The organism is Methylotenera sp. G11 (assembly GCF_000799735.1).
GTDB lineage: Bacteria > Pseudomonadota > Gammaproteobacteria > Burkholderiales > Methylophilaceae > Methylotenera.
The window spans coordinates 570,335-593,724 of sequence record NZ_JUHH01000001.1; the positions used below are offsets into that span (position 1 = coordinate 570,335).

Sequence of the window (23,390 nt, forward strand, 5' to 3'; positions counted from 1 at the left end):
CCATGAATACGATCAAATCCGACATAGACTTCCGGCTGCTACGCAACAGTGCCGGGCAACTGCAATTCACTTCCGGCAACGGTGTTACATATGAAGATGTCAACCCGGTGCGCGCATTTCCCATATCTGCGCCTGACGAAGGGCTTTCCATCATCAGCAAGGAAGGCCATGAACTTGCGTGGATTCCTGACCTGGCAGCGATACCGTCAGAAATGAAAACACTGATCGACACTGTGCTGGCGCAGCGCGAGTTCATGCCGGTGATCCTGCGCATTATCCGCGTTTCAAGTTTCGCCACGCCCAGCACCTGGGATGTGGAAACCGACAAAGGCAACACCCAGCTGATACTCAAAGCTGAAGACCAGATATGGCGGCCTAAAAATAACAGGCTGCTGATCACCGATAAAAATGGTGTTAATTTCACGATAGGCAGCATAGAGCAACTGGACAGACACTCCAGGAAACTGCTGGACAGGTTTCTATAACCTTACTGTTCCAATCCCGCTGTGCAGCAGGTCATGCGAGCCATCCTGGCATTACCGTTAAGCTGCGTTACCTGTGCTGTTTCAAACCACAAAAACCGCGCCTTGGGCACATCAAATAATGATAGAAACATTTTGGATATTGGCATATTGTTATAGATGTGAATATTGATTCATATTCATACCTAATAATTAAAAATGACCTTCAATTTCCTCAAAATCAGTTCAATTAAAACCAGGGTAACAACGCTTACCCTGGCTGTTTTTATTGCTGGCGTATGGGTACTTTCATATTACACCACCCAGAAACTCCAAAGCGACCTCGCCAGACAGATCGGGCAGCAGCAACTTTCTACGACAGCCTTGCTGGCAAACCAGATCAATAATGACCTGACAGAAAGACAACGCACACTTGAAAGCCTTGCTGAAAAAATAGGTCAGCTTGGATTCAGCGACCAGACCCAATTGCAAGCCTTTCTGGATGACCGTTTCATCATCAAGCGGGATTACAACGCAGGCGCCACCATTATCAACTTTGACGGTAACGTGATCGCATCCACCCCCAGCCAGTTCAAACGCATGGGGATGAACTACAGGGACAGGGCCTTTATTGCCACAGCGCTGGATAAAGGGCAGCCGACCATCAGCGAGATATTGTATGGAAAAGTCATCAAAAATCTTGTATTCGGCATTGCGGTACCGATTCGCAACCCTCAAGGCCAAGTGATCGGAGCACTGACTGGCGGTATTGACCTGACCAAGCCAAATTTCCTGGATAAGATCGCAAACAGCCGTTACGGCACTACCGGTTATTTCCTGCTGGAAGACCGAAAAACCAGGACGATCATTACCAGCACTGACAAACGCCGGGTGCTGCAGCACCAGTTGCCGCCAGGCGCCAGCAGGCTGATAGACCGCCACCTGCAAGGCTTTGAGGAAAGCGGGACTTCCATCAATGCATACGGGGTCGAAGTCTTGTCTTCCGCCAAGCAGATTCCCGTTGCCAATTGGATCATGGTCGCTTCTATCCCGACAGCGGAAGCCTTTGCTCCCATCAGGAAAATGCAGTCACTGATACTGATCAGCGCCTCCATATTCACCCTGGTGCTAGGCGCCATCATCTGGTGGCTGTTATGGCAGGAGCTGTCACCGATATTTTCAACCATCAAGAAGCTGGCTATTCTAGCCAAGCTTGATACACATAATGTGCTGCTCCCTGAAACCGGCCACGGTGAGATTCGAGACCTGATCAAAGCATTCAATCACCTGCTGACGGCACTACGTGACCGTGAGCATGCCCTTGAGGAAAGCGAGTTCAGGTGGAAATTCGCTATCGAAGGCACCGGTGACGGCTTGTGGGATTGGGATATAGCCAGTAATCATGTGTATTTCTCAAAATCGTGGAAAAAGATGCTGGGTTATAACGAAGGCGACATCAGTAACAACTTGAGCGAATGGGAAAAAATCATTCACCCTGAAGATATAGCGAAAACGATGGCCTGCGTACAGGACCACCTGGATGGCAAAACACCGGTTTACATCAACGAACAACGTTTACTCTGCAAGGACGGCAGCTACAAATGGATACTTGACCGCGGCCTTGTTGTCAGCCGTGATGAGCATGGCAAACCGCTGCGCGTCATCGGCACCCATGCCGATATCACCGAACGAAAGCAAATGGAAGAACTCATACGCAAACAGGCGCTATATGACCCCCTCACTAAACTGCCTAACCGCCGCCTGCTGCTCGATCGCTTAAGCCAGGTGATATCCGCAAGTAAACGCACCCGTAAATACGGCGCGCTGATTTTCCTTGATTTAGACAAATTCAAACCGCTTAACGACACGTACGGCCATGAAGCCGGCGACCTGCTGCTGGTCGAAGCGGCAAACCGGCTCAGGAACTGTGTGCGCGAAACGGACACGGTTTCCCGCATGGGAGGCGATGAATTTGTCATCGTACTTGCCGAGCTGAGTGCAGATAGCGCTACCGCAAAACTGGAGGCTGGAATGCTGGCAGAAAAGATCCGAATGGAACTCGCCAGAACTTATGTTTTGAAGATAAAAGACAAAGAAGGCGGAGACCTTACCATCAGGCATCACTGTACGGCCAGCATAGGCGCAACGCTATTTATTGATGAAAAAGATTATATTAACGACATTCTGCGTCATGCTGACGATGCCATGTACCAGGCAAAAAACGCCGGGCGCAACCGGGTCCATTTTTATGAGGCCGTCAGGAAAATCGACCGCATGCATGCAAGTTAGGCCAATTCAATAAACAGACCGTTAGCCGCTAGGCAGTGAAACGATGCTGCAGCTCACCAAGGTTCAATTCACCCAGAATCGCATCCAGCCTGTCCTGCGCATTTTTACGTGGCTGGCCTGTGTACCTGGCAATGATCAATTCATTTTTCATGGAATGTTCCCATCCGACCAGCTCAGTGACCGTCAGGCTGTAACCGGCACTTTCCAGCTGCAGGCAGCGCAATACGTTGGTAATCTGGCTTCCGAACTCCCGTGTGTGGATAGGATGGCGCCAGATCTCACTCAGCGGCGTTTTCCCGAAACTTTCGTTTTTGCGCTTTCTTAACACCTCAGCGACCTCAGCCTGGCAGCATGGCACCAGTACCATATATCTGGCGCGCTTTTTCAAGCCAAACTGGATCGCGTCATCGGTAGCAGTATTACAGGCATGCAATGCAGTCACAATATCCACACGCTCAGGAATCACCGGTGAAGAGATTGATTCCTCTACGGTCAAGTGCTCGAAATGCATACGGCCAAACCCAAGCTGAGCAGCCAGCAGCCTCGACCTCTCCACCAGTTCTGCACGAGTTTCAATGCCAATGACCTGCCCCGCTTCCAGTTGCTTAAGCAGTAAATCATATAAAATAAAGCCGAGGTACGACTTTCCTGCACCATGGTCAACCAGCACAGGGTCAGGGTTACCAGTCAATACGTCGTTAAATAAAGGCTCGATGAAATTGACCAGGTGATAAACCTGCTTCAGTTTGCGACGGCTATCCTGATTGAGCTTGCCGTCACGCGTCAGGATATGCAGCTCTTTGAGCAGTTCTATGGATTGATTGGGTTTGATTTCTGGGATAAGTGTCATAGGTGCATTTTAAATCAAAAACTATTTTGGCCACAGATAAACACAGATGCACACAGATAAAAATCAATAAAGCTGGCTGCAATGGTAAAATCATGCCGCCAAGGCGGTTTTACAGATGCCTCACACATCCGTTGTGTGGCCTCACAATAAGCCAAGGGCTGAAGCGCTGCCTGAAGTATCTTGAGTTTTCTGGCTCAACGAGATCGAGACGGCAAATAAAATTTACTCACTTAAGCGGTTTAGGGGTTATCTGTGTTCATCTGTGTTCATCTGTGGCGAATAAGTTTATGAGTATTCAATGGTATCCGGGTCACATGACCCAAGCACGCAAGAAAGCCGAAGAAACCATGGAGTTTACCGACATGGTGATTGAGGTGCTGGATGCGCGCGTACCTGCCGCCAGCCATAACCCAATGATTGATGAGATACGCCTGTTCCGTCAGCGTCCGCAGCTCAAGATATTGAACAAGGCAGACCTTGCCGACCCGGACGTCACGCAGGCCTGGTTGAATTACTTTAATGCACAACCCAACACCAAAGCCGTAGCGCTTTCATGTAAAAAACCAGGTGATGCAAAGAAAATCCCTGCCATCTGCCGCAAAATTGCGCCACACCGCGGCTCACACCTGAAACCGCTGCGCATGATGATCATGGGCATACCGAACGTCGGTAAATCCACGCTCATGAACGCACTGCTCAACCGCCGCGTTGCAAAAGTGGGTGATGAACCGGCCGTGACCAAAAGCCAGCAGCGTTTTGATATTGACGACACCATGAGTATCACCGACACTCCGGGCATGATGTGGCCGAAAATCGCCTATGATTCAGATGGTTATATGCTGGCGGCCAGCCATGCCATTGGCCGCAACGCGGTAATCGATGAAGATGTAGCGACATTTTTGGCCAACATCCTGCTTAAAAGCTACCCTGCCCTGCTTAACACGCGCTACAAACTGGATGCGATGAAGCTCGACGTGAATGTCATGGATGGCGTAGACCTGCTGGAAGCGATTGCAAAACGCCGTTCCTATAAGCGCCATGATGGCCTGTGGGATATGGAAAAAACCGCTGTTGCCTTTCTCACCGATTACCGCAGCGGCGCGATTGGCCGCGTCAGCCTGGAATCTCCGGCATCCAGGGCTGAAATGATGGCGCAAACCCTGCCTGAACAACCGAACACGTCAGAAAACAACACGGATACTGACAACGCGACTGACACCTCTCTGTAAGACCCCCGCAATGCTTAACTCCATGAATACGCCTCAACGCGAGGCAGTGAAATACCTTGATGGCCCGCTGTTGGTGCTGGCCGGCGCCGGTAGCGGCAAAACCCGCGTCATCACGCAGAAGATCAGCTACCTGATCAACGAGGCTGGCTACAGCCCCAAAGAAATCGCCGCAATCACGTTTACCAACAAAGCCGCGCTGGAAATGCAGGAGCGTGTAGGCAAGCTGATGCAGGGTACAAACATCAAGGGCCTGACGATTGCCACGTTCCATTCGCTAGGCTTGCAAATGCTGCGTGCTGAAGCGTCGCTGCTGGGCTATAAACCGCAGTTCTCCATCCTGGACTCATCCGACAGTTTCAAGATACTGGCCGATGTGCTGGCAACGACAGATAAGCAGCTCCTGCGCAAAACCCAATGGCAGATATCGAGCTGGAAAAACGCTTTCATCAACCCGGATCAGGCCAAGGCGCAGGCAGATGAAGAGCTGACTGTGGCAGCTGCAAAGGTATATCAAATCTACCAGCAGACACTGAAAGCCTATCAGGCGGTAGATTTCGATGACCTGATCAAGCTGCCGGTTGAGTTATTCGAACAACACGAAGAAGCACTGAACAAATGGCAGCGCAAACTGCAATACCTGCTGATCGACGAATACCAGGATACCAATGCCTGCCAGTACAAACTCGTGAAAATGCTCACCGGCGTGCGCGGGCAGTTTACCGCCGTAGGCGATGACGACCAGGCCATCTACGGCTGGCGCGGTGCAGATGTGGAAAACCTGCGCCAGCTTACTACCGACTTCAGCAAGCTCAAAGTCATCAAGCTGGAACAGAATTACCGTTCTACCGTACGTATCTTGCGGGCAGCCAACCAGGTGATCAGCAATAACCCGAAACTGTTCGAGAAAAAACTATGGAGCGAGCACGGCACCGGCGAAATGATCCAGATCACTGCGGCAATGAGCGAAGAACACGAGGCGGAAAGCGTCGTGATGAAGCTGCAGGCGCACAAGTTTGAAAACCGCACCTATTACAAAGATTACGCCATACTCTACCGCGGCAACCATCAGGCACGCATTCTTGAGCAGCACTTACGCAACCATAAAATCCCTTACACGGTATCGGGCGGGCAATCGTTTTTTGATAAAGCAGAGATCAAGGATTTGATCAGCTACCTGCGCCTGGTGGCAAATGAAGACGACGACCCGGCATTCATCCGCGCCGCGACCACCCCAAAAAAAGGCATAGGCAACACCACACTGGAGCGTTTGGGTGAGTATGCCAGCGCGCATAAAATATCGCTGTTTGCCGCCGCATTCGAAGGCGGTTTTCAAAGCCAGGTCGGCAACAAGCAGCTGGAAGACCTGCTGACTTTTTGTCAGTATATTAACAAGCTGCAGGATAGAGCCGTGCGCGATCCCGCAGGCGAAGTGTTGAATGATCTGCTGGCAGCGATACAATACGAGACATTCCTTTACGATACAGAAGAACAGCGTGCCGCCGAGGTTAAATGGGCGAACGTGCTGGACTTTGTCGGCTGGCTCACGAAAAAAGGCGAGCCCAGCACTGAATACGGCAATGAAACCGACGGCAAGAACCTGCTGGAACTGACGCAGATGGTAACCCTGATGAGCATGCTGGAAGGCCGCGAGAACGGTGAACCCGATGCGGTGAAACTATCGACGCTGCACGCATCCAAAGGCCTGGAGTTCGGTCATGTATTCCTGATTGGCTGCGAAGAAGGCATATTGCCGCACCGTGAAAGCATCGACAACAACAAGATCGAAGAAGAACGCCGCCTGATGTATGTCGGCATCACACGTGCGCAAAAAACACTGAATATCTCATGGTGCAAAAAGCGTAAACGTGCCGGTGAAATGGAAGCGTGCGAACCCAGCCGTTTCATCGCAGAGATTCCCAAAGATGATGTACGCCACTTTGGCAACCCGTTTAATAAAGACCCGGAAGCCAGTAAAGATTTCGGTAAATCCAAAATGGCGAATATCAGAGCCATGCTAGGTAAGAATTAGTGGCTTTTGAATCACTGAAAGGCCTTTACAGAAACCAAAGATTGATTCAGTTTTTCACAGAAATATCAAAAAGTCGTCATTCCGGCATACGACTTTGCAAGTGCTTTAGCGCTTAGAAAATCGGAGTGCCTGTGGTACGGAGGCCGGAATCCAGGCAAGGTGATATTTAGAGTGTTGATTTTAAAAAAATTAATGTAGAAATCCATACACAACTTAATTCTTTTTTAAAAATTAATATGGATCCTTGCTTGTACCATTTTATTTGACCATGAAACCTGTCTGGATTCCGGCCTCCGCCGGAATGACGGAATTAGAAGATATTTGAAAGTTACACATGCCTTACATCACCCTGGACAACGCTTCACTTGCATACGGCCATCACGCACTGCTCGACCATGCATCATTTCAACTCGATGCCGGAGAACGTGTCGGCCTGATCGGCCGTAACGGCGCAGGAAAATCCAGCCTGCTCAAAGTGATAGCGGGCACCTCCAAGCTGGATGACGGCACCGTATGGCGCGATCCGGGGGCACGCGTCGTCTACGTACCGCAAGAGCCGGAGCTGGACGCAACCCACACCGTATTCGAGGCCGTTGCTGAAGGCTTGGGCAGCTTGCAGCAAACGATTGTAGATTATCACCAGGTCACGCACGACATGGGCATGCCAGATGCGGATATCGAAGCGCTCATGACCCGCATGCAAGCCTTGCAGCATGACCTTGATGCACAGAACGGCTGGGCAGCGCAATCACGCGTAGAAGCCGTATTAAGCCGCCTGAACCTGAATGCCGATGCACTCATCAGCACCCTGTCCGGCGGCTGGCGCAAGCGTGTGGCGCTGGGTCGCGCACTGGTTGCCGAGCCTGAAGTATTGCTGCTGGACGAACCGACCAACCACCTGGACCTGAGCGCTATCGAGTGGCTGGAAGACCTGCTTCTGGGCTTTAACGGCAGCGTATTGTTCATTACCCATGACCGGCGCTTTCTGGATCGGCTTGCAACGCGCATCACTGAACTGGACCGTGGCAAGCTAACCGATTTCACCGGCAACTTCAGCCAATACCAGATTAAAAAAGAAGAACTGCTGGCAATTGAAGAAACCCATGCCGCAAAATTCGATAAATTCCTGGCACAGGAAGAAGTATGGATACGCCAAGGCATCAAAGCGCGCCGCACACGTAACGAAGGCCGCGTACGCCGCCTGGAAGCGCTGCGCCTGGAACGCGCCGCGCGCCGCGAACGCCAGGGCAACGTAAAACTCAATGTGGATGCCGGTGAGCGCAGCGGAAAACTGATCGCCGAACTGGAAAACGTGAGCAAATCATACGGCGATAAAACACTGATCAAAAACTTCAGTGCCCGTATTTTACGCGGCGACAAAATCGGTTTGCTTGGCCCTAACGGGGTAGGTAAAACCACCCTGCTCAAACTGATCCTCGGTGAAATAGAAGCAGACAGCGGCCATATTGAACGCGGCAGCAAGCAGAGTGTTGCCTACTTTGACCAGATGCGCGAACAATTGAATGAAGAAGCCACACTGGCTGACACGATCAGCCCGGGCTCCGACTTTGTAGAAATCGGCAACGAACGCAAACATGTCATCAGCTACCTTGAAGATTTTCTGTTTCCGCCGCAGCGCTCACGCTCGCCGGTCAAGTCGCTTTCCGGCGGCGAACGCAACCGCTTGCTGCTCGCACGCCTGTTTGCGCGCCCTGCCAACATCCTGGTGCTGGATGAACCGACCAATGACCTGGATATTGATACGCTGGAATTGCTGGAGAGCCTGCTTCAGGACTTTAGCGGCACGCTGTTCCTGGTCAGCCATGACCGCGCTTTCCTGGAAAATACCGTGACGCAGGTCATTGCTTTTGAAGGCAATGGCCAGCTCACCGAATTCGGCGGCGGCTACGACGATTGGCAGCGCTATACGCAAAAACGCCTGGAAGACCAGAAAACCGCCACCAATACGCAGCAGGCCAAAGCCAAGCAATCGGCTGCGCCTGCAAACACCCCGGCAGCAAAACCTGCGTCATCCAAACTGAGCTTTAAAGAGCAAAAAGAACTGGAAGAACTCCCGCTTGCCATTGAAAAACTCGAAACCGAACAGCTCACGATCAATGAAGAACTGGCCAAACCGGAAACTTACAGCAATACCGAATTGGTCAAATCGCTGCAAATGCGGCTGGACGGGATCAATACAGAAATCGAAGCCAAAATAACGCGATGGGATGCGCTGGAAAAGAAAGTCTGATGAAACTACCGGATTGAATCAGTCCCAGGCACATTCAACCCGACTCCGGACGTTAACGCTACTCAAAACCAGCGACTGCCCATCTCACTATAGCGCTATAGCAAGTCACTACGGCGCTATGGCAAGCTGCTCCGCTTCATAAACGCGCATTTTCAGTAAATCTTCAAACTGCTGGATCGGGAGCGGCCTGCCGAACAGATAACCCTGGTAGCAGGTGCAACCTTTATTAAGCAGGAAATGCAGCTGTTCTTCGGTTTCTACGCCTTCAGCGATAATGTCCAGGCTCAGGCTTTTTGCCATCGCGATGATGGTATGCACAATCGCCTGGTCGCTTGGGTCTGTAATCAGGTCGCGCACGAATGATTGATCAATCTTAAGCTGGTTCAATGGCAGGCGCTTCAGGTACATCAATGATGAATAGCCGGTGCCGAAATCATCCAGTGAGAACTGCACACCGATTTCGCGCAGTGTGGTCATGGTGGCGATGATATCTTCCACATTTTCGAGCAGCAGGCTTTCCGTCAGTTCCAGCTTGAGCAGTGCAGGATTAATGCCATGCCGGTTCACGGCATCCTGTATCTGCTCCGCAAAGTCGGCCTGGCGGAATTGCTTGGCGCTGACGTTAATCGACAATACAATGTCTTTTGTGAATTTGCTCTGCTGCCAGGCATTCAGTTGCGAACACGCAGTTTCAATCACCCATTTGCCAATCGGCAGGATCAGGCCGATTTCTTCTGCCAGCGAAATAAAGTGGAAAGGCAACACCATGCCGCGTTCAGGGTGCATCCAGCGTATCAGTGCCTCTGCACCCAGTGCCTGCCCAAGATTATTGACCTGAAGCTGGTAATGCAGCTGGAACTGTTCGTTATCAAAGGCTTTATGCAGCTCACGCTCAAGCAGCGCACGGTTGTTAATGACTTCCTGCATCACAGGGTCGAAAAACCGTATCGCATTGCGCCCGGCGGTCTTGGATTGGTACATGGCAATATCAGCCTGCTTGAGCAGCTCGTCGGATTCTATTTCATGGCCGCTGAACAAGGTTGCGCCAATGCTTGTCGTGCTGTGGTATTCGTAAGCGTTAAGCTGATATGCCTGATTAAGCACACTCAGGATCTTCTCGCAGATCAGCTCGGCCTGTCTGGCAGCCTCGAATATGGAGTCGCTTAAACCTTCCAGCATGATGACAAACTCATCGCCACCGATACGCGCTACGGTATCGCCTTCCCGCACGCAGGAAGTCAGCCTTTCCGAAACCTGTTTCAAGAGCAGGTCGCCGACATCATGGCCTAGCGTATCATTCAGCGTCTTGAAATGGTCTAGGTCAAGAAACAGGATCGCACCGCCGCCTTTACCCCTTGAGCTGGTGACAAGCGCCTGGCTTAGCCTGTCCATGAGCAGCCGCCTGTTTGGTAGGCCGGTGAGCGAATCGTAATAGGCTAAATGCTGTATCTCTTCTTCAGCGGATTTCCGCGAAGTAATGTCAACCAGGGTTGCCACGTAATTGACGATCGTGCCGTCACGGCCTTTTACCGCGGTGAAAGTAAGGTGCGCCGGGTAGACTTCGCCGTTCTTGCGCCTATTCCAGACATCGCCTTCCCATGAGCCGGTATTGACAATGCTTTCCCACATGCTTGCATAAAAATCCATGTCATGGCGGCCGGAGCTGAGCATGCCAGGATGTTTGCCTATGATCTCATCTTCTGAATACCCGGTGATCTGGCTGAAGGCACTATTTACGCGCAGTATCACGCGGTTGGCATCGGTCACCAGCATCCCCTCCTGAGACTCAAACGCAATGGCGGCAATCTGCAGGTTCTGCTCAATCAATTTGCGTTCTATTGCGATTCCCGCCAGGCGCGCGGACTGTTCAAGGATGTTCAGGTCGGATTTGGTATGCTCGCGCGATTCATGATGATAAATTGCGAACGTCCCCAGCAATTCTCCGGACGAGGAGCGGATTGGCTGTGAGCAGCAGGCACCAAAACGGGCTTGCGCCGCCAGATCCTTCAATGTGGCCCAATAAGGGTGAGTGGCAATATCTCCCACGACCACACGCTCACCGGTAAACACTGCCGCAGAGCAGGATCCGACGCCAATGCCGATCTCAACCCGGCTAATCGCTGTTCTGAAAAAAATAGGCAGGTTGCATGCAATGCATTTACTGAAAAACTTGCTTTCCGTATCCATCAGCATCACGCTGCAGGTCATTTCCGGATTTAATTTTTCGATACCGCGCACGATCACTTTAAGGATATTGGGCAGCGGCTCATCACTGGCCAGCTGTTCAAAAATAATATTCCGCAGATATTCGTACTTTTCGAACTTTTTCTGCTCCAGGTTCTTTTCAATCAGGCTGGCCTGCATTTTTGCAAGGCATCCCAGAGCACTGTTTTCCATATCATCCGTAATCGGTAAGGTATGCTGCAGGTTACCGGTACTCAACTTGGTCACATGCTCCTGAATCTCATCTACCGACCCTCCAAGCTGGGTTTTCAAGGCCAGGTAAGCCTTGCGGCAAGTGAATATAAAGGCAAAGCTGAACAAAGCTGCCAGGATTTTCAGAATGATAGAAAGCGTTTCTGCAGATTTTGCTGCATTCAGGCTGCGCTCGGTAATGGTTGTGCTGACGTCGTTGATGGACCGGATAATGGCGGCAATGGCTTGCTGGTATTTGCCATCCTGCAGGATCTGGGTTGCCCTCGCCCTCCTGGCTTCAATATCCAGTCCCGGGGCTTCAATCAGCTTCATCGCACGTAACTCTGTGGCGTTGATCTCATCAAACCTGGAGTCGGCCTCCTTGAGTTTGCGATACTCCTGTTCTGAAAATCCTTCCTGCTTGATTAAATCGAGCAGAGCGATCGGCCGTTCTGAAGACATGCTTTCTTTGATGCCCAAACCCAGGTAAGGCTGGTTATGCCGCTCTGGCCGGACCTGCCTGCCTTCGCGGATAGCCATAATGCTCTGGTACTGCTTCTTATAAGCAGGGTTGCCTGTTGCAACGTAGGTGAGCGCCATGCGCCTCTGGTCATCCAAAGACTGGCGGAACTCACTGAGCAGCAGAACGGATTGATAGCGGATCCCTTTGGCGTAATCAATCTTTCTTTCCAGCAGGATGTGCGATACGAAATAAATCGCAATGGCAATCAATACCCCCATGGAAGTCCATGTGTATCGTGCAAAAGGGCTGGCTGACATGTTTTTTATAGCCATTGCATGCCTTGAAAGAACAAACCTGCTGTTGACAACAATTTCATAGATAAATGTACAGAATCAAATATTGTTTTTATTAAATACCGCTTTTTTAATAGGGCTGGCATGATCTAAATATCTTCCGGCCGCCCTACCCCGTACCCTAACACCCCATCAAGATGTAAATCAACCAGTAATTTCCATTGATCCGCATCTTCTACAGCAACGCCATAAACCTTGATATCCAGGCCGTGCGCCACTTGTGCTACAGATTCGATCAGGAACTGGTTATCCTTGTTATCGACAAGCCCATGCACGTAGCCGCCGTCTATCTTAATATAATCCAGCTTGAGCTTGCTCAGGTAGCCAAATGAAGAGAAACCGCGTCCAAAATGATCAAGGCCGACACGCGTGCCGTACACTGCAAGCTTCTTGATGAATTCCCTGAGGGCTTCTATATTCTCAAGAACACCATACTCAGGAACCTCGATCAGCAACCTGGAAGCGGCTGCTGGATTTTCAGCCAATTCAGCGCAGAGCCAATCAACAAAAACCTGGTTCTGGACACTGGATGGAAAAATGTTGACCGCAATGGGTGTAGCGCCATAACGCTTGGCTACCAGTCTTGAAAACACCTCAGCGACCATGACCTTGTCAAAATCCATGGCGAGGCCATGCCGGTTTGCCATCTGGGTATATATCCTGGCAGGAATCATTTCCCCTTTGGCGTCAGTAAGCCGCATCAGCGCTTCGTAGTGCAGTATTGCAGCAGCAGCATCCTTGACCGGCTGCATCAATAAAGACAAACGGTTGTTCTGTAACGCTTCTCGCAGCACTTCACCCCAATGTGTCGAAGTATTGACGACGCTCGCAACAGATTTCGACGGCACCACCAGATGCATCGCATTAGGCCCTTCATGCTGTGCGGTGCGCAATGCAAGGTCGGTTGCCGACATCACCTCGCCATAGCTTTCATTACTGAACAGCGCGATGCCGACATGCCCGACTTCATCAGCTTCCACCAGGCCACGCTCCTTGAACCTTGGCAATGAGCGCGCAATCCTGTCACCCAGGTCAGCGGCCTCCTGTTCATCGACATTGCTGATCACGACGGCAAAAGTTGCGCCGGATAAGTGTGCTACAAAGTACTCCTGATTAGGCTGCGCCTTGCAGATTGCATTAATGAAACTTGCCGTGTTGCGCAGCAGTTCGTCACCGGCCTGGAAACCGTGCGTCTTGTTGTATTCCTTGAAATTTTTCAGCTCAAGAAGAATCACGGCGCCGTGTTCACCTGTTTTAATCAGATGATTAAGCTGCATGTCGAAATAACGCCTGTTGGCCAGATTGGTCAGGCTATCCAGGTAGTTTTCAGAACGCAGGCGTTCAATTGAGGCAGACTGCTCGTCAAACATCTGCCTGACCTTATTCGTCATGCGGTTCATGGCTTCAACAACGCTGCGCAATTCAATGGTCCACGGCAGCCTGGTCTGTATCGGGTACTCGCGGTCACAGATTGCACGCGCCTGCGCTTCTACCATGCGCAAAGGATTAAGTATGTAATGCAGGGCGACCACTCCCAGGATTGCAGCCAGTACCGACATGCCTGCAAACCACAGGAAAGTCTGTATCGCACTCGACCACAAGGACATATAGGCATAACCAGGGTTTACCAGAACCTTGACCATACCCGCCTGCTGCCAGCCGGACATGATCAGCGCCTCACCCGGCGGCGTATCCAGTTTGAACATATCAATAAACCATTCAGGCACATCATTCAGATTGACCTGCTGTGTTTTGTTAATGATGGTTTTACCCTCGACATCGGTAACCAGCACCTGGCGATAATAACCACTATCAGAAACGGCGCTGACCATGCGTTCGACCATGACGTAATCCTGGTCGCTGATGTGCGGGGATAAAGACATGCCCAGCGAGGTTGCGGTGTCCTGGGAGATGGTGCGCAATTGGTTATTCAGATAACTGCGCGTATTTTCTATGCTAAGTGAAAATGAGCCTATGAATAGCATCGTAAAAAGCAGGACTATCATCGCCAAAAGCTGCTTAAGTAACGTCATCTTGAATCCTTTACAAGTTTCACTCGAACTCCTTACCCATACGCGATGTCATGTCACGCCACAATGCAATGCTGCTTGGGCTGCCTGATCTGCTTTTGCCTGATGCACGCTCTTTAGCCAGCCACAAGCCCTGGCCGTTAAACGTATATACCGGGGCAAGATCCTTGCGTTCGGAAGCCGGTTTGATTTCAGGGTTAAGGTTATCCAATACCAGCGGCACCGCCGCAGGCCTTTCATAATAGGTCAGCACCATATGCGAGCGGTTGACGGGGTTAACGGTATCGGCCTTAACATAAGTAATGGTCAGCTTCTCCATCGGCACATTCAGCGCAATCAATGTAAAGTATTTCGCAATTGAAAAATCCTCACAGTCGCCGCCGCCTGATGCAATGGTTTCCAGTGGCGTTGACCAGTAATCTTCAACGCCGTAATGATCATAATCAGAGACCCAAAGCACGTTCTGATTAAAAAAATCATTCACCAGCACCAGTTTCTCCTCCGTCGACCTGCCCTGGCTTGAATACACAAGCTGCACCCAATCCGCCACACGTTTGCGCCCTGCTGCCTTGTATTTACGCTCAATCGCAGAAAACTGCTTATCCGATATAGTTATATTGAAACTATCGCCGACCACGGCCGGCAACAGAAACGATACCCCTAATAGCAAAACTACTACGATCAGACGCAGACACGGTGCAATAGGTCTTATTGTGATGCAATGTGGCATTGTCTATTTGAGTATATTTTCTAAGCCTAAGCGAATAACACACATAAAAAAACCGGAGATTTAAATCCGGTTTTTTAAAATCACCCTGGAAGTATAAGCATCTCACTCACTGAAGTATAAGGCGCCATTTGCTACCAGTAGCCTGTGTAAAATTATTTTGCTGCCACTTCTTTAGACTCATCTCTTGGCGCAACGCCAAGTGTTTCAAGAAGTTTACCCATATCGGCCATTAAGCGGTAACGGGAAAACAAGTCAATATACTGCGCATCCAGATAGTTTGAACGTCCGATATACAGCTCGTTTTCAGAATCCAGCAAGTCCAGCAAAGTACGTTGACCTAAATTAAATTGCTGTGCGTAGCCATCGCGCGTTCTCGCTGCCGCTTCGGCTGTCGCTTTCAATTTTGGCAAGCGATCCTGCGCGGTCACCATGGAGTTCCATGATAGTCGCAGGCTTTCCTCTACCTGGCGCTGAGTACGGTGGAACACTTCTGTCGCCTCTTGAATCTGAACAGTGGTTTCAGAGATCTTGGCTACATCTGAACCACCGTTAAACAAGTTATAACGCATACGCAGCATGGCATAAGCATCATTGTTTTTATAATTAACACCATCCAGGTCATTATTGAAGCTGGTACCCAGCTCAAGGTGTAAACGCGGTTTCAATAAAGACTCTGCTGCCCTGTTCTGTGCCTGTGCAGCCTCAATATCCGCCATTGCCGAGCGCAGGATAGGATTGCTTTCCAATGAAGTGCTCAATGCCTCATCCACACTTGCCGGGGCATTCGCCACATCTGGCTTGACCAGTGTATCCGGCATCGCGCCAACTACACGGTTGTATGCAATGTTGGATTCCCTGAGGTTTGCCTCTGCAGCCGCAACGTTGGCTTGTGAAAGTGACAGCCTGGCTTGCGCCTGATCCAGGTCGGCCTTACGTCCGATACCACCTTCACTGCGGATTTTGATCTGGGTAAATGTTTTTTCGTGAACTTCAAGGTTGGCCTGCGCCAACTTGAGCAACTCTGAGCGACGCAGCACGTTTAAATAAGCCTCAACAGCTTTCAAACCTATCTGCTCGGAAGTACCCATCACCTTGCGTGATGCAGAACTCAAGCGCGCTTGTTGACGCTCTACTTCGCTGGCGGTTGCCGAGCCATCATAAATCAGCTGGGAAAGTGTCAAGCCGGCTTCGCGTCGGGTCAGTGTATCGTCATGCCCAGGTCTGGGCCGTGTTGTAATATTCTTGCTCCACTCGCTACCGTAACCCAGGTTCATATCAATTTTTGGGTAGTAGCCACCTTCTGCCTGTTTAACCGCATGATCGATTGATAATTTGCGATTCGCATCGATCAGAATGTCTGGATTCGACCTGACAGTCTGGTTGACAGCTTCAGCCAGAGTGGTTGCACTGGCTGCCCCGATCAAGCCAATTTGACACGCTAATGACACTGCAAGCACTATCAACTTCTTATTCATTTTCAACCTCACTTTTCTTATTTTACGTGGCCACACGTTTAGTTACACTTAATTTACAATGTAATTGCATAACCAATCTATTGCAAATTAATTTTAATAATATTCTACAAATAAATCATGCGCTTGTTGCTAAAAAGAGACACTTGAAATGTAAACAAATGTAATCTTGAAAAAAACAGGCCAATTGAATGAATTGTGCCTGCGATACATAAAAAAACAGACGTTATGACACGTCTGTTTTTAAAGGTCAGCTAACCTGATTAAACTTCTATAGTCAGATTTAGCGTCTATGAAGTGTAATCAATTTGCCCGTTGCCAATCAAAGTATTGATATCAAAATTAGTGGCTGTCGTATTTTGCAGTGTAGCAACAACATGTGTAGTGCCTCCTGCAACGCCATCCAGATCCAGCACCACATTCGTATTGGCACCTGACTGAACGAATGTGATGAAAGAGCCTGGAGATGCGGCAAACTCTGCAGCCGTTATTTCTGCACCAGCCAGAACATCACTGATATCCAGAATATCTGCATTTGCACTCACCGCGCCATTCGCCGGATTCAGGTTGCCCAGAGTGAAATCCGTGATGATATCCGGCCCGTCGCCATTCGTCATCACGAACCTGTCCACGCCGTCGCCACCGGTCAGGGTATCAGTACCTGCTCCACCTACAAGCACGTCATTGCCGCCTAACCCACTAAGCACGTCATCGCCAAGATTGCCCAGCAGGTAATCGGTATTGATGGTACCGATCAGCGTATCGTTAGGTGTGCCATCATTGATTCCGCTCTGCGTTGCACTGGCAGGGTATAAAGTAGCCGCTAAAGTACCGCTTACGGTATCGCCGTCACCATCGACTCCGACGATATTGTATGAAAGGTCTACCGGGTCGCCGGCGCTTGACTCGCCATAAGCGAACACGCCCAGTTTGTAGTTGCCGGTCGTATTCAAGGAATCAATCTGCAAGGCGCTGAAGCTGTCGGTAGTTTCCACAACAAAAACCCAGCCACTTTGCAAACCGACAATATTAATTGTACCGTTCGCATTAATAGTGTAGTCCAGCGTTATTCCGTTTACGCTTTGACCATCATGGATTTCCGTGGCGGTTCCGGCCTGAACCTGTGCCAGCGTTCCGCTATAGACCCTTACGGCAGTGATAGATACAGGGGTTTCACCACTAGCATCACCATAATATACATTGTCACTATCTGCCAAGATGGCTTTAATCGTGATGTCAGCATGGCTGGCACCGGCAGTAAGGCTGATTTCCTGTTTGAATGAAGTAGTCAGGTTATGTGTGCCATCTGCCGTGTAAACCGCATTGCCGCCATTACCGCTCACCGTACCGTTGGTGAAGTCAAAACGGATACCATCGGTGCCATTAAAGCTTTGACCGTTACCGATACCAATAGCACTCGAGTTGGTGTTGACTGTCAGGCCGGATTTCGTTGTCAGCACCACATCTTCCGTAGTGCCGCCGATATTGGAAATTGCCTTCAAGGTCACATTACCGCCGCCAACACTGTTCAAGTTGGTTGCAGTGGTTTCAGTGCCGTTACTGATCACGCCATTGGAATGCATGGTGTAACTGCCGCCAGCACCGCTTAATGGGTCCGGATTAATATCGATCCAGTATGCAACATTTGAACCGCTCGTTAATACACCATTAGGCGCAAGCGCCGAAGAAGTGGTCGCCACAAGAATCGTATAGTCAATCACGCCATTGGTCTGTCCATAATGGAGATATAACTGCTGACCGTTGTAGGCCAGATGGTTACCGGTGCTTTCATCAATCGCTGCCACGCCATCGGTAATAGTAAACCTGACGGTTTGCACACCATCGGCGCCAGACACAAAATGCAGGTTCTCAGTGATTGCAGGCGCTGTGGCCAAATCAATCATATGGATTGCTGTTGGTGTGAGTGAAACCGGGTTGGTGTCCACGAATTCGATGGACAGCGGGTTGGTGGTGCTGATGTTGGTGCTCACGACGTCGCCGTCATTGTCGGTCACGGTGATGGTGGCGGTCACTTTGATCAGGCTGCTGATGTCCAGGGTGTTGTCTTCCGCAGGTACCGGGCCTTGGTTGTTGTCATGTTCCAGGGCAACGTTGGAGACCAGGGTCACGGTGTTGCCGGACAGGGTCACGGTAAAGGCGACGTTGCTGCCGTTGTACAGGCCGCTGATGGTCTGGCCGTCCGGTGAGACGGATAAGGTGATCGGGTAGTTGCCGTCAGTGGTGACCAGGCCAGTGGCAGTGCCGCCTGCCAGGGTCAGGGCGTAGGTCACTACGCCGCCGTCGGTGCCGTCAACGCCTGAGGCCGTATAGGTTGGTGGCGTGATGGTGGCGGTCGCTTCTTTGCCCTCGCCCGCGCCGCTCGCTTCAACCACGCTCAGTGCGCCCAGGGTCGGGGCGACGACGTTGGTGATGCTTGGGTTGGTGTCCACGAATTCGATGGACAGCGGGTTGGTGGTGCTGATGTTGGTGCTCACGACGTCGCCGTCGTTGTCGGTCACGGTGATGGTGGCGGTCACTTTGATCAGGCTGCTGATGTCCAGGGTGTTGTCTTCCGCAGGTACCGGGCCTTGGTTGTTGTCATGTTCCAGCGCAACGTTGGAGACCAGGGTCACGGTGTTGCCGGACAGGGTCACGGTAAAGGCGACGTTGCTGCCGTTGTACAGGCCGCTGATGGTCTGGCCGTCTGGTGAGACGGATAAGGTGATCGGGTAGTTGCCGTCAGTGGTGACCAGGCCGGTGGCGGTGCCGCCTGCCAGAGTCAGGGCGTAGGTCACTACGCCGCCGTCGGTGCCGTCAACGCCTGAGGCCGTATAGGTCGGTGGCGTGATGGTGGCGGTCACTTCTTTGCCCTCGCCCGCGCCGCTCGCTTCAACCACGCTCAGTGCGCCCAGGGTCGGGGCGACGACGTTGGTGATGCTTGGGTTGGTGTCCACGAATTCGATGGACAGCGGGTTGGTGGTGCTGATGTTGGTGCTCACGACGTCGCCGTCGTTGTCGGTCACGGTGATGGTGGCGGTCACTTTGATCAGGCTGCTGATGTCCAGGGTGTTGTCTTCCGCAGGTACCGGGCCTTGGTTGTTGTCATGTTCCAGGGCAACGTTGGAGACCAGGGTCACGGTGTTGCCGGACAGGGTCACGGTAAAGGCGACGTTGCTGCCGTTGTACAGGCCGCTGATGGTCTGGCCGTCCGGTGAGACGGATAAGGTGATCGGGTAGTTGCCGTCAGTCGTGACCAGGCCAGTGGCAGTGCCGCCTGCCAGGGTCAGGGCGTAGGTCACTACGCCGCCGTCGGTGCCGTCAACGCCTGAGGCCGTATAGGTTGGTGGCGTGATGGTGGCGGTCGCTTCTTTGCCCTCGCCCGCGCCGCTCGCTTCAACCACGCTCAGTGCGCCCAGGGTCGGGGCGACGACGTTGGTGATGCTTGGGTTGGTGTCCACGAATTCGATGGACAGCGGGTTGGTGGTGCTGATGTTGGTGCTCACGACGTCGCCGTCATTGTCGGTCACGGTGATGGTGGCGGTCACTTTGATCAGGCTGCTGATGTCCAGGGTGTTGTCTTCCGCAGGTACCGGGCCTTGGTTGTTGTCATGTTCCAGGGCAACGTTGGAGACCAGGGTCACGGTGTTGCCGGACAGGGTCACGGTAAAGGCGACGTTGCTGCCGTTGTACAGGCCGCTGATGGTCTGGCCGTCCGGTGAGACTGATAAGGTGATCGGGTAGTTGCCGTCAGTCGTGACCAGGCCGGTGGCGGTGCCGCCTGCCAGAGTCAGGGCGTAGGTCACTACGCCGCCGTCGGTGCCGTCAACGCCTGAGGCCGTATAGGTTGGTGGCGTGATGGTGGCGGTCGCTTCTTTGCCCTCGCCCGCGCCGCTCGCTTCAACCACGCTCAGTGCGCCCAGGGTCGGGGCGACGACGTTGGTGATGCTTGGGTTGGTGTCCACGAATTCGATGGACAGCGGGTTGGTGGTGCTGATGTTGGTGCTCACGACGTCGCCGTCATTGTCGGTCACGGTGATGGTGGCGGTCACTTTGATCAGGCTGCTGATGTCCAGGGTGTTGTCTTCCGCAGGTACCGGGCCTTGGTTGTTGTCATGTTCCAGGGCAACGTTGGAGACCAGGGTCACGGTGTTGCCGGACAGGGTCACGGTAAAGGCGACGTTGCTGCCGTTGTACAGGCCGCTGATGGTCTGGCCGTCCGGTGAGACTGATAAGGTGATCGGGTAGTTGCCGTCAGTCGTGACCAGGCCGGTGGCGGTGCCGCCTGCCAGAGTCAGGGCGTAGGTCACTACGCCGCCGTCGGTGCCGTCAACGCCTGAGGCCGTATAGGTCGGTGGCGTGATGGTGGCGGTCGCTTCTTTGCCCTCGCCCGCGCCGCTCGCTTCAACCACGCTCAGTGCGCCCAGGGTCGGGGCGACGACGTTGGTGATGCTTGGGTTGGTGTCCACGAATTCGATGGACAGCGGGTTGGTGGTGCTGATGTTAGTGCTCACGACGTCGCCGTCATTGTCGGTCACGGTGATGGTGGCGGTCACTTTGATCAGGCTGCTGATGTCCAGGGTGTTGTCTTCCGCAGGTACCGGGCCTTGGTTGTTGTCATGTTCCAGCGCAACGTTGGAGACCAGGGTCACGGTGTTGCCGGACAGGGTCACGGTAAAGGCGACGTTGCTGCCGTTGTACAGGCCGCTGATGGTCTGGCCGTCTGGTGAGACGGATAAGGTGATCGGGTAGTTGCCGTCAGTGGTGACCAGGCCAGTGGCGGTGCCGCCTGCCAGGGTCAGGGCGTAGGTCACTACGCCGCCGTCGGTGCCGTCAACGCCTGAGGCCGTATAGGTCGGTGGCGTGATGGTGGCGGTCGCTTCTTTGCCCTCGCCCGCGCCGCTCGCTTCAACCACGCTCAGTGCGCCCAGGGTCGGGGCGACAACGTTGGTGATGCTTGGGTTGGTGTCCACGAATTCGATGGACAGCGGGTTGGTGGTGCTGATGTTGGTGCTCACGACGTCGCCGTCATTGTCGGTCACGGTGATGGTGGCGGTCACTTTGATCAGGCTGCTGATGTCCAGGGTGTTGTCTTCCGCAGGTACCGGGCCTTGGTTGTTGTCATGTTCCAGCGCAACGTTGGAGACCAGGGTCACGGTGTTGCCGGACAGGGTCACGGTAAAGGCGACGTTGCTGCCGTTGTACAGGCCGCTGATGGTCTGGCCGTCCGGTGAGACGGATAAGGTGATCGGGTAGTTGCCGTCAGTGGTGACCAGGCCAGTGGCGGTGCCGCCTGCCAGGGTCAGGGCGTAGGTCGTTGTTAAACTTTGCAGGCCATCTGCACCGGCAAGATAAGTAAACTCAGGTGCAGTAATGGTAGCTGTCGCTTCTTTACCCTCGCCTGCACCACTCGCTTCGACCACGCTCAGTGCGCCCAGGGTCGGAGCCGCAGTCACATTAAGGAGCGGTACATCATCAATAATTGTAATCACAATAGACGCATTTGCACTTAGGCCAGCCGCGTCGGTCACTACAACGGTAAATGAGTCTGTTTCATCGCCTGCATTATCATTGGTGTTGGTAGTCAGGGTATAGCTGTATGTGAAAGTGCCATTGCCATCATAAGCGGTGATTTTCAGGAAACCGTAATTACCGGGAATTTCTTCACCGACAAGCGCAGCCAAGCCACCTGCACCGATAGTGAACTGCACACCACCAATAGTGATGCTTGCAATGTCAGCCAGGCCTTCCGCATCTGCGATCACAATAGTGCCGCCGAGCGCTGTTTCCGCATCGGTATCTTTGCTGGTACCGTCTTTGTCCGTGCCTGCCTGATCAAGCCCCTCTTCAAAAACCTGCCCTGGAGACACAATACCATCTATTGCAGTATGTGGGGGCGGAGTCTGCTCCGGAGGCGTATACACAGGAGGAGTCACGTCAATAGTTGGCGGGGTCTGAATAATAGGGGCTGTTTCAGGCACCGGTGGCAGTTCTTCATGCATTGGAGGAAACGCTAAAGAAATAGGCCCTGTAGGGTAACCACTGTTGACATTACCCAAGGTATTGTCAAAATCAATCACCAGCGGTGTAGATGTGCCTTCATCGCCGGCTTCACCGCCCGCTGCGGCAGGATTAGCGACTGCATTAGGATCCCTGCCCTCGGCAATCGCCTTGGCAATACGCGCGGCTTCGTCTGAAGCTTCTTTTTCGATTGATGTTGAGGCGTGCGCGCTGTATATTTCAGGGTCCAGCATGATATGTGCCGAACGCGGCAAATCAAGGTGACTGCCGTTTTGGAATTCGATGATCACGCCGCCATCGGCAGACGTAACAATGGTTTCATTGGCAAATACTTTGTCACCAACCTGCAGGACACGCTCTGCACCGTTAGCATCAACCGCCTTGACTAAGCCGACTACTGTCTTGACGGTGCCTACAGAAGATAATTGCGTACCTGAAGTGACAGCTTTTACCGTAGTTGTATTTTCAATTGCCATGATGAACTCCTTTATAACCGCACGATTTATATTTAAAAATAATGTTTCATGATTTGAGGTTATGTTAGAGCACTAGGTCTACGAGTTATATAGTACCTTGGTACTAGACCGCGGCCGGACGGAACGTGAATATGCGACAAATGCATTATCAATAAAGTTAATAAAAAATCCATTTAAAAACAATTGGTTAAAAAATAAAAGCTTTATCTTAAAGTTGGAATGCCGGATGAATTACAGGCCAATACACGCTACTGACACGCTAACGGCAGCATCAGGATCCCATGCTGTACTATTGTAAAATAGCGCCTAAAGCGTAAGCTTCTG

The 23,390-nt window shown here is 52.0% G+C and carries 11 protein-coding genes; 5 read left to right on the forward strand and 6 right to left on the reverse strand.

Features of this window, described 5'->3' with window-relative positions:
• Nucleotides 1–2 precede the first annotated feature (2 nt).
• The gene (locus tag GQ51_RS02650; RefSeq protein ID WP_047549442.1) at nt 3–485 is read left to right on the forward strand and encodes a cyanophycin metabolism-associated DUF1854 family protein; all 483 of its coding nucleotides are present in this window, start codon (nt 3–5) and stop codon (nt 483–485) included.
• A 195-nt stretch (nt 486–680) separates the two neighbouring features.
• Nucleotides 681–2,750 (forward strand): diguanylate cyclase domain-containing protein, encoded by a 2,070-nt coding sequence (locus GQ51_RS11970; RefSeq protein ID WP_052177658.1) that lies wholly within the window; start codon nt 681–683, stop codon nt 2,748–2,750.
• 28 nt (nt 2,751–2,778) lie between these two features.
• Here the strand turns inward: GQ51_RS11970 and GQ51_RS02660 are convergent, their stop codons facing one another.
• Nucleotides 2,779–3,600, reverse strand: coding sequence for a class I SAM-dependent methyltransferase (locus GQ51_RS02660; RefSeq protein WP_047549447.1), 822 nt, complete (start codon nt 3,598–3,600; stop codon nt 2,779–2,781).
• Nucleotides 3,601–3,887: 287 nt separating this feature from the next.
• On the opposite strand from GQ51_RS02660, the gene ylqF reads away from it, so the two are divergent.
• The 3 genes from ylqF (at nt 3,888) to GQ51_RS02675 (ending at nt 9,109) form a co-directional block, all read left to right on the forward strand.
• The gene (ylqF, locus tag GQ51_RS02665) at nt 3,888–4,829 is read left to right on the forward strand and encodes a ribosome biogenesis GTPase YlqF (protein ID WP_047549450.1); all 942 of its coding nucleotides are present in this window, start codon (nt 3,888–3,890) and stop codon (nt 4,827–4,829) included.
• A 10-nt stretch (nt 4,830–4,839) separates the two neighbouring features.
• Nucleotides 4,840–6,858: a UvrD-helicase domain-containing protein gene (locus GQ51_RS02670; RefSeq protein WP_047549453.1), complete on the forward strand. Its 2,019-nt coding sequence runs from the start codon at nt 4,840–4,842 to the stop codon at nt 6,856–6,858.
• A gap of 334 nt (nt 6,859–7,192) precedes the next feature.
• A complete protein-coding gene (locus GQ51_RS02675) occupies nt 7,193–9,109 on the forward strand; it encodes an ATP-binding cassette domain-containing protein (RefSeq protein ID WP_047549456.1) in 1,917 nt (638 codons plus the stop codon).
• A 108-nt stretch (nt 9,110–9,217) separates the two neighbouring features.
• Here the strand turns inward: GQ51_RS02675 and GQ51_RS11975 are convergent, their stop codons facing one another.
• From GQ51_RS11975 to GQ51_RS02700, 5 genes are all read right to left on the reverse strand, one after another.
• The gene (locus GQ51_RS11975; protein ID WP_235276148.1) at nt 9,218–12,304 is read right to left on the reverse strand and encodes a bifunctional diguanylate cyclase/phosphodiesterase; all 3,087 of its coding nucleotides are present in this window, start codon (nt 12,302–12,304) and stop codon (nt 9,218–9,220) included.
• A gap of 125 nt (nt 12,305–12,429) precedes the next feature.
• Nucleotides 12,430–14,373: an EAL domain-containing protein gene (locus GQ51_RS02685; protein ID WP_047549459.1), complete on the reverse strand. Its 1,944-nt coding sequence runs from the start codon at nt 14,371–14,373 to the stop codon at nt 12,430–12,432.
• A 19-nt stretch (nt 14,374–14,392) separates the two neighbouring features.
• The gene (locus GQ51_RS02690; RefSeq protein ID WP_235276149.1) at nt 14,393–15,040 is read right to left on the reverse strand and encodes a transglutaminase-like cysteine peptidase; all 648 of its coding nucleotides are present in this window, start codon (nt 15,038–15,040) and stop codon (nt 14,393–14,395) included.
• A 212-nt stretch (nt 15,041–15,252) separates the two neighbouring features.
• Nucleotides 15,253–16,575, reverse strand: a complete 1,323-nt coding sequence (locus tag GQ51_RS02695; RefSeq protein WP_047549463.1) for a TolC family outer membrane protein — start codon at nt 16,573–16,575, stop codon at nt 15,253–15,255.
• Between the two features lie 287 nt (nt 16,576–16,862).
• Complete coding sequence (locus GQ51_RS02700; protein ID WP_047549466.1) at nt 16,863–23,066, reverse strand: retention module-containing protein; 6,204 nt, start codon at nt 23,064–23,066, stop codon at nt 16,863–16,865.
• Between the last annotated feature and the right edge of the window lie 324 nt (nt 23,067–23,390).

What these genes read in the sequence shown, in the direction of transcription:
- GQ51_RS02650 (WP_047549442.1), top strand. Translation starts at nt 3, where the DNA reads ATGAATACGATCAAATCCGACATAGACTTCCGGCTGCTACGCAACAGT.
- GQ51_RS11970 (WP_052177658.1), top strand. Translation starts at nt 681, where the DNA reads ATGACCTTCAATTTCCTCAAAATCAGTTCAATTAAAACCAGGGTAACA.
- GQ51_RS02660 (WP_047549447.1), bottom strand. Translation starts at nt 3,600, where the DNA reads ATGACACTTATCCCAGAAATCAAACCCAATCAATCCATAGAACTGCTC.
- ylqF (WP_047549450.1), top strand. Translation starts at nt 3,888, where the DNA reads ATGAGTATTCAATGGTATCCGGGTCACATGACCCAAGCACGCAAGAAA.
- GQ51_RS02670 (WP_047549453.1), top strand. Translation starts at nt 4,840, where the DNA reads ATGCTTAACTCCATGAATACGCCTCAACGCGAGGCAGTGAAATACCTT.
- GQ51_RS02675 (WP_047549456.1), top strand. Translation starts at nt 7,193, where the DNA reads ATGCCTTACATCACCCTGGACAACGCTTCACTTGCATACGGCCATCAC.
- GQ51_RS11975 (WP_235276148.1), bottom strand. Translation starts at nt 12,304, where the DNA reads ATGTCAGCCAGCCCTTTTGCACGATACACATGGACTTCCATGGGGGTA.
- GQ51_RS02685 (WP_047549459.1), bottom strand. Translation starts at nt 14,373, where the DNA reads ATGACGTTACTTAAGCAGCTTTTGGCGATGATAGTCCTGCTTTTTACG.
- GQ51_RS02695 (WP_047549463.1), bottom strand. Translation starts at nt 16,575, where the DNA reads ATGAATAAGAAGTTGATAGTGCTTGCAGTGTCATTAGCGTGTCAAATT.
- GQ51_RS02700 (WP_047549466.1), bottom strand. Translation starts at nt 23,066, where the DNA reads ATGGCAATTGAAAATACAACTACGGTAAAAGCTGTCACTTCAGGTACG.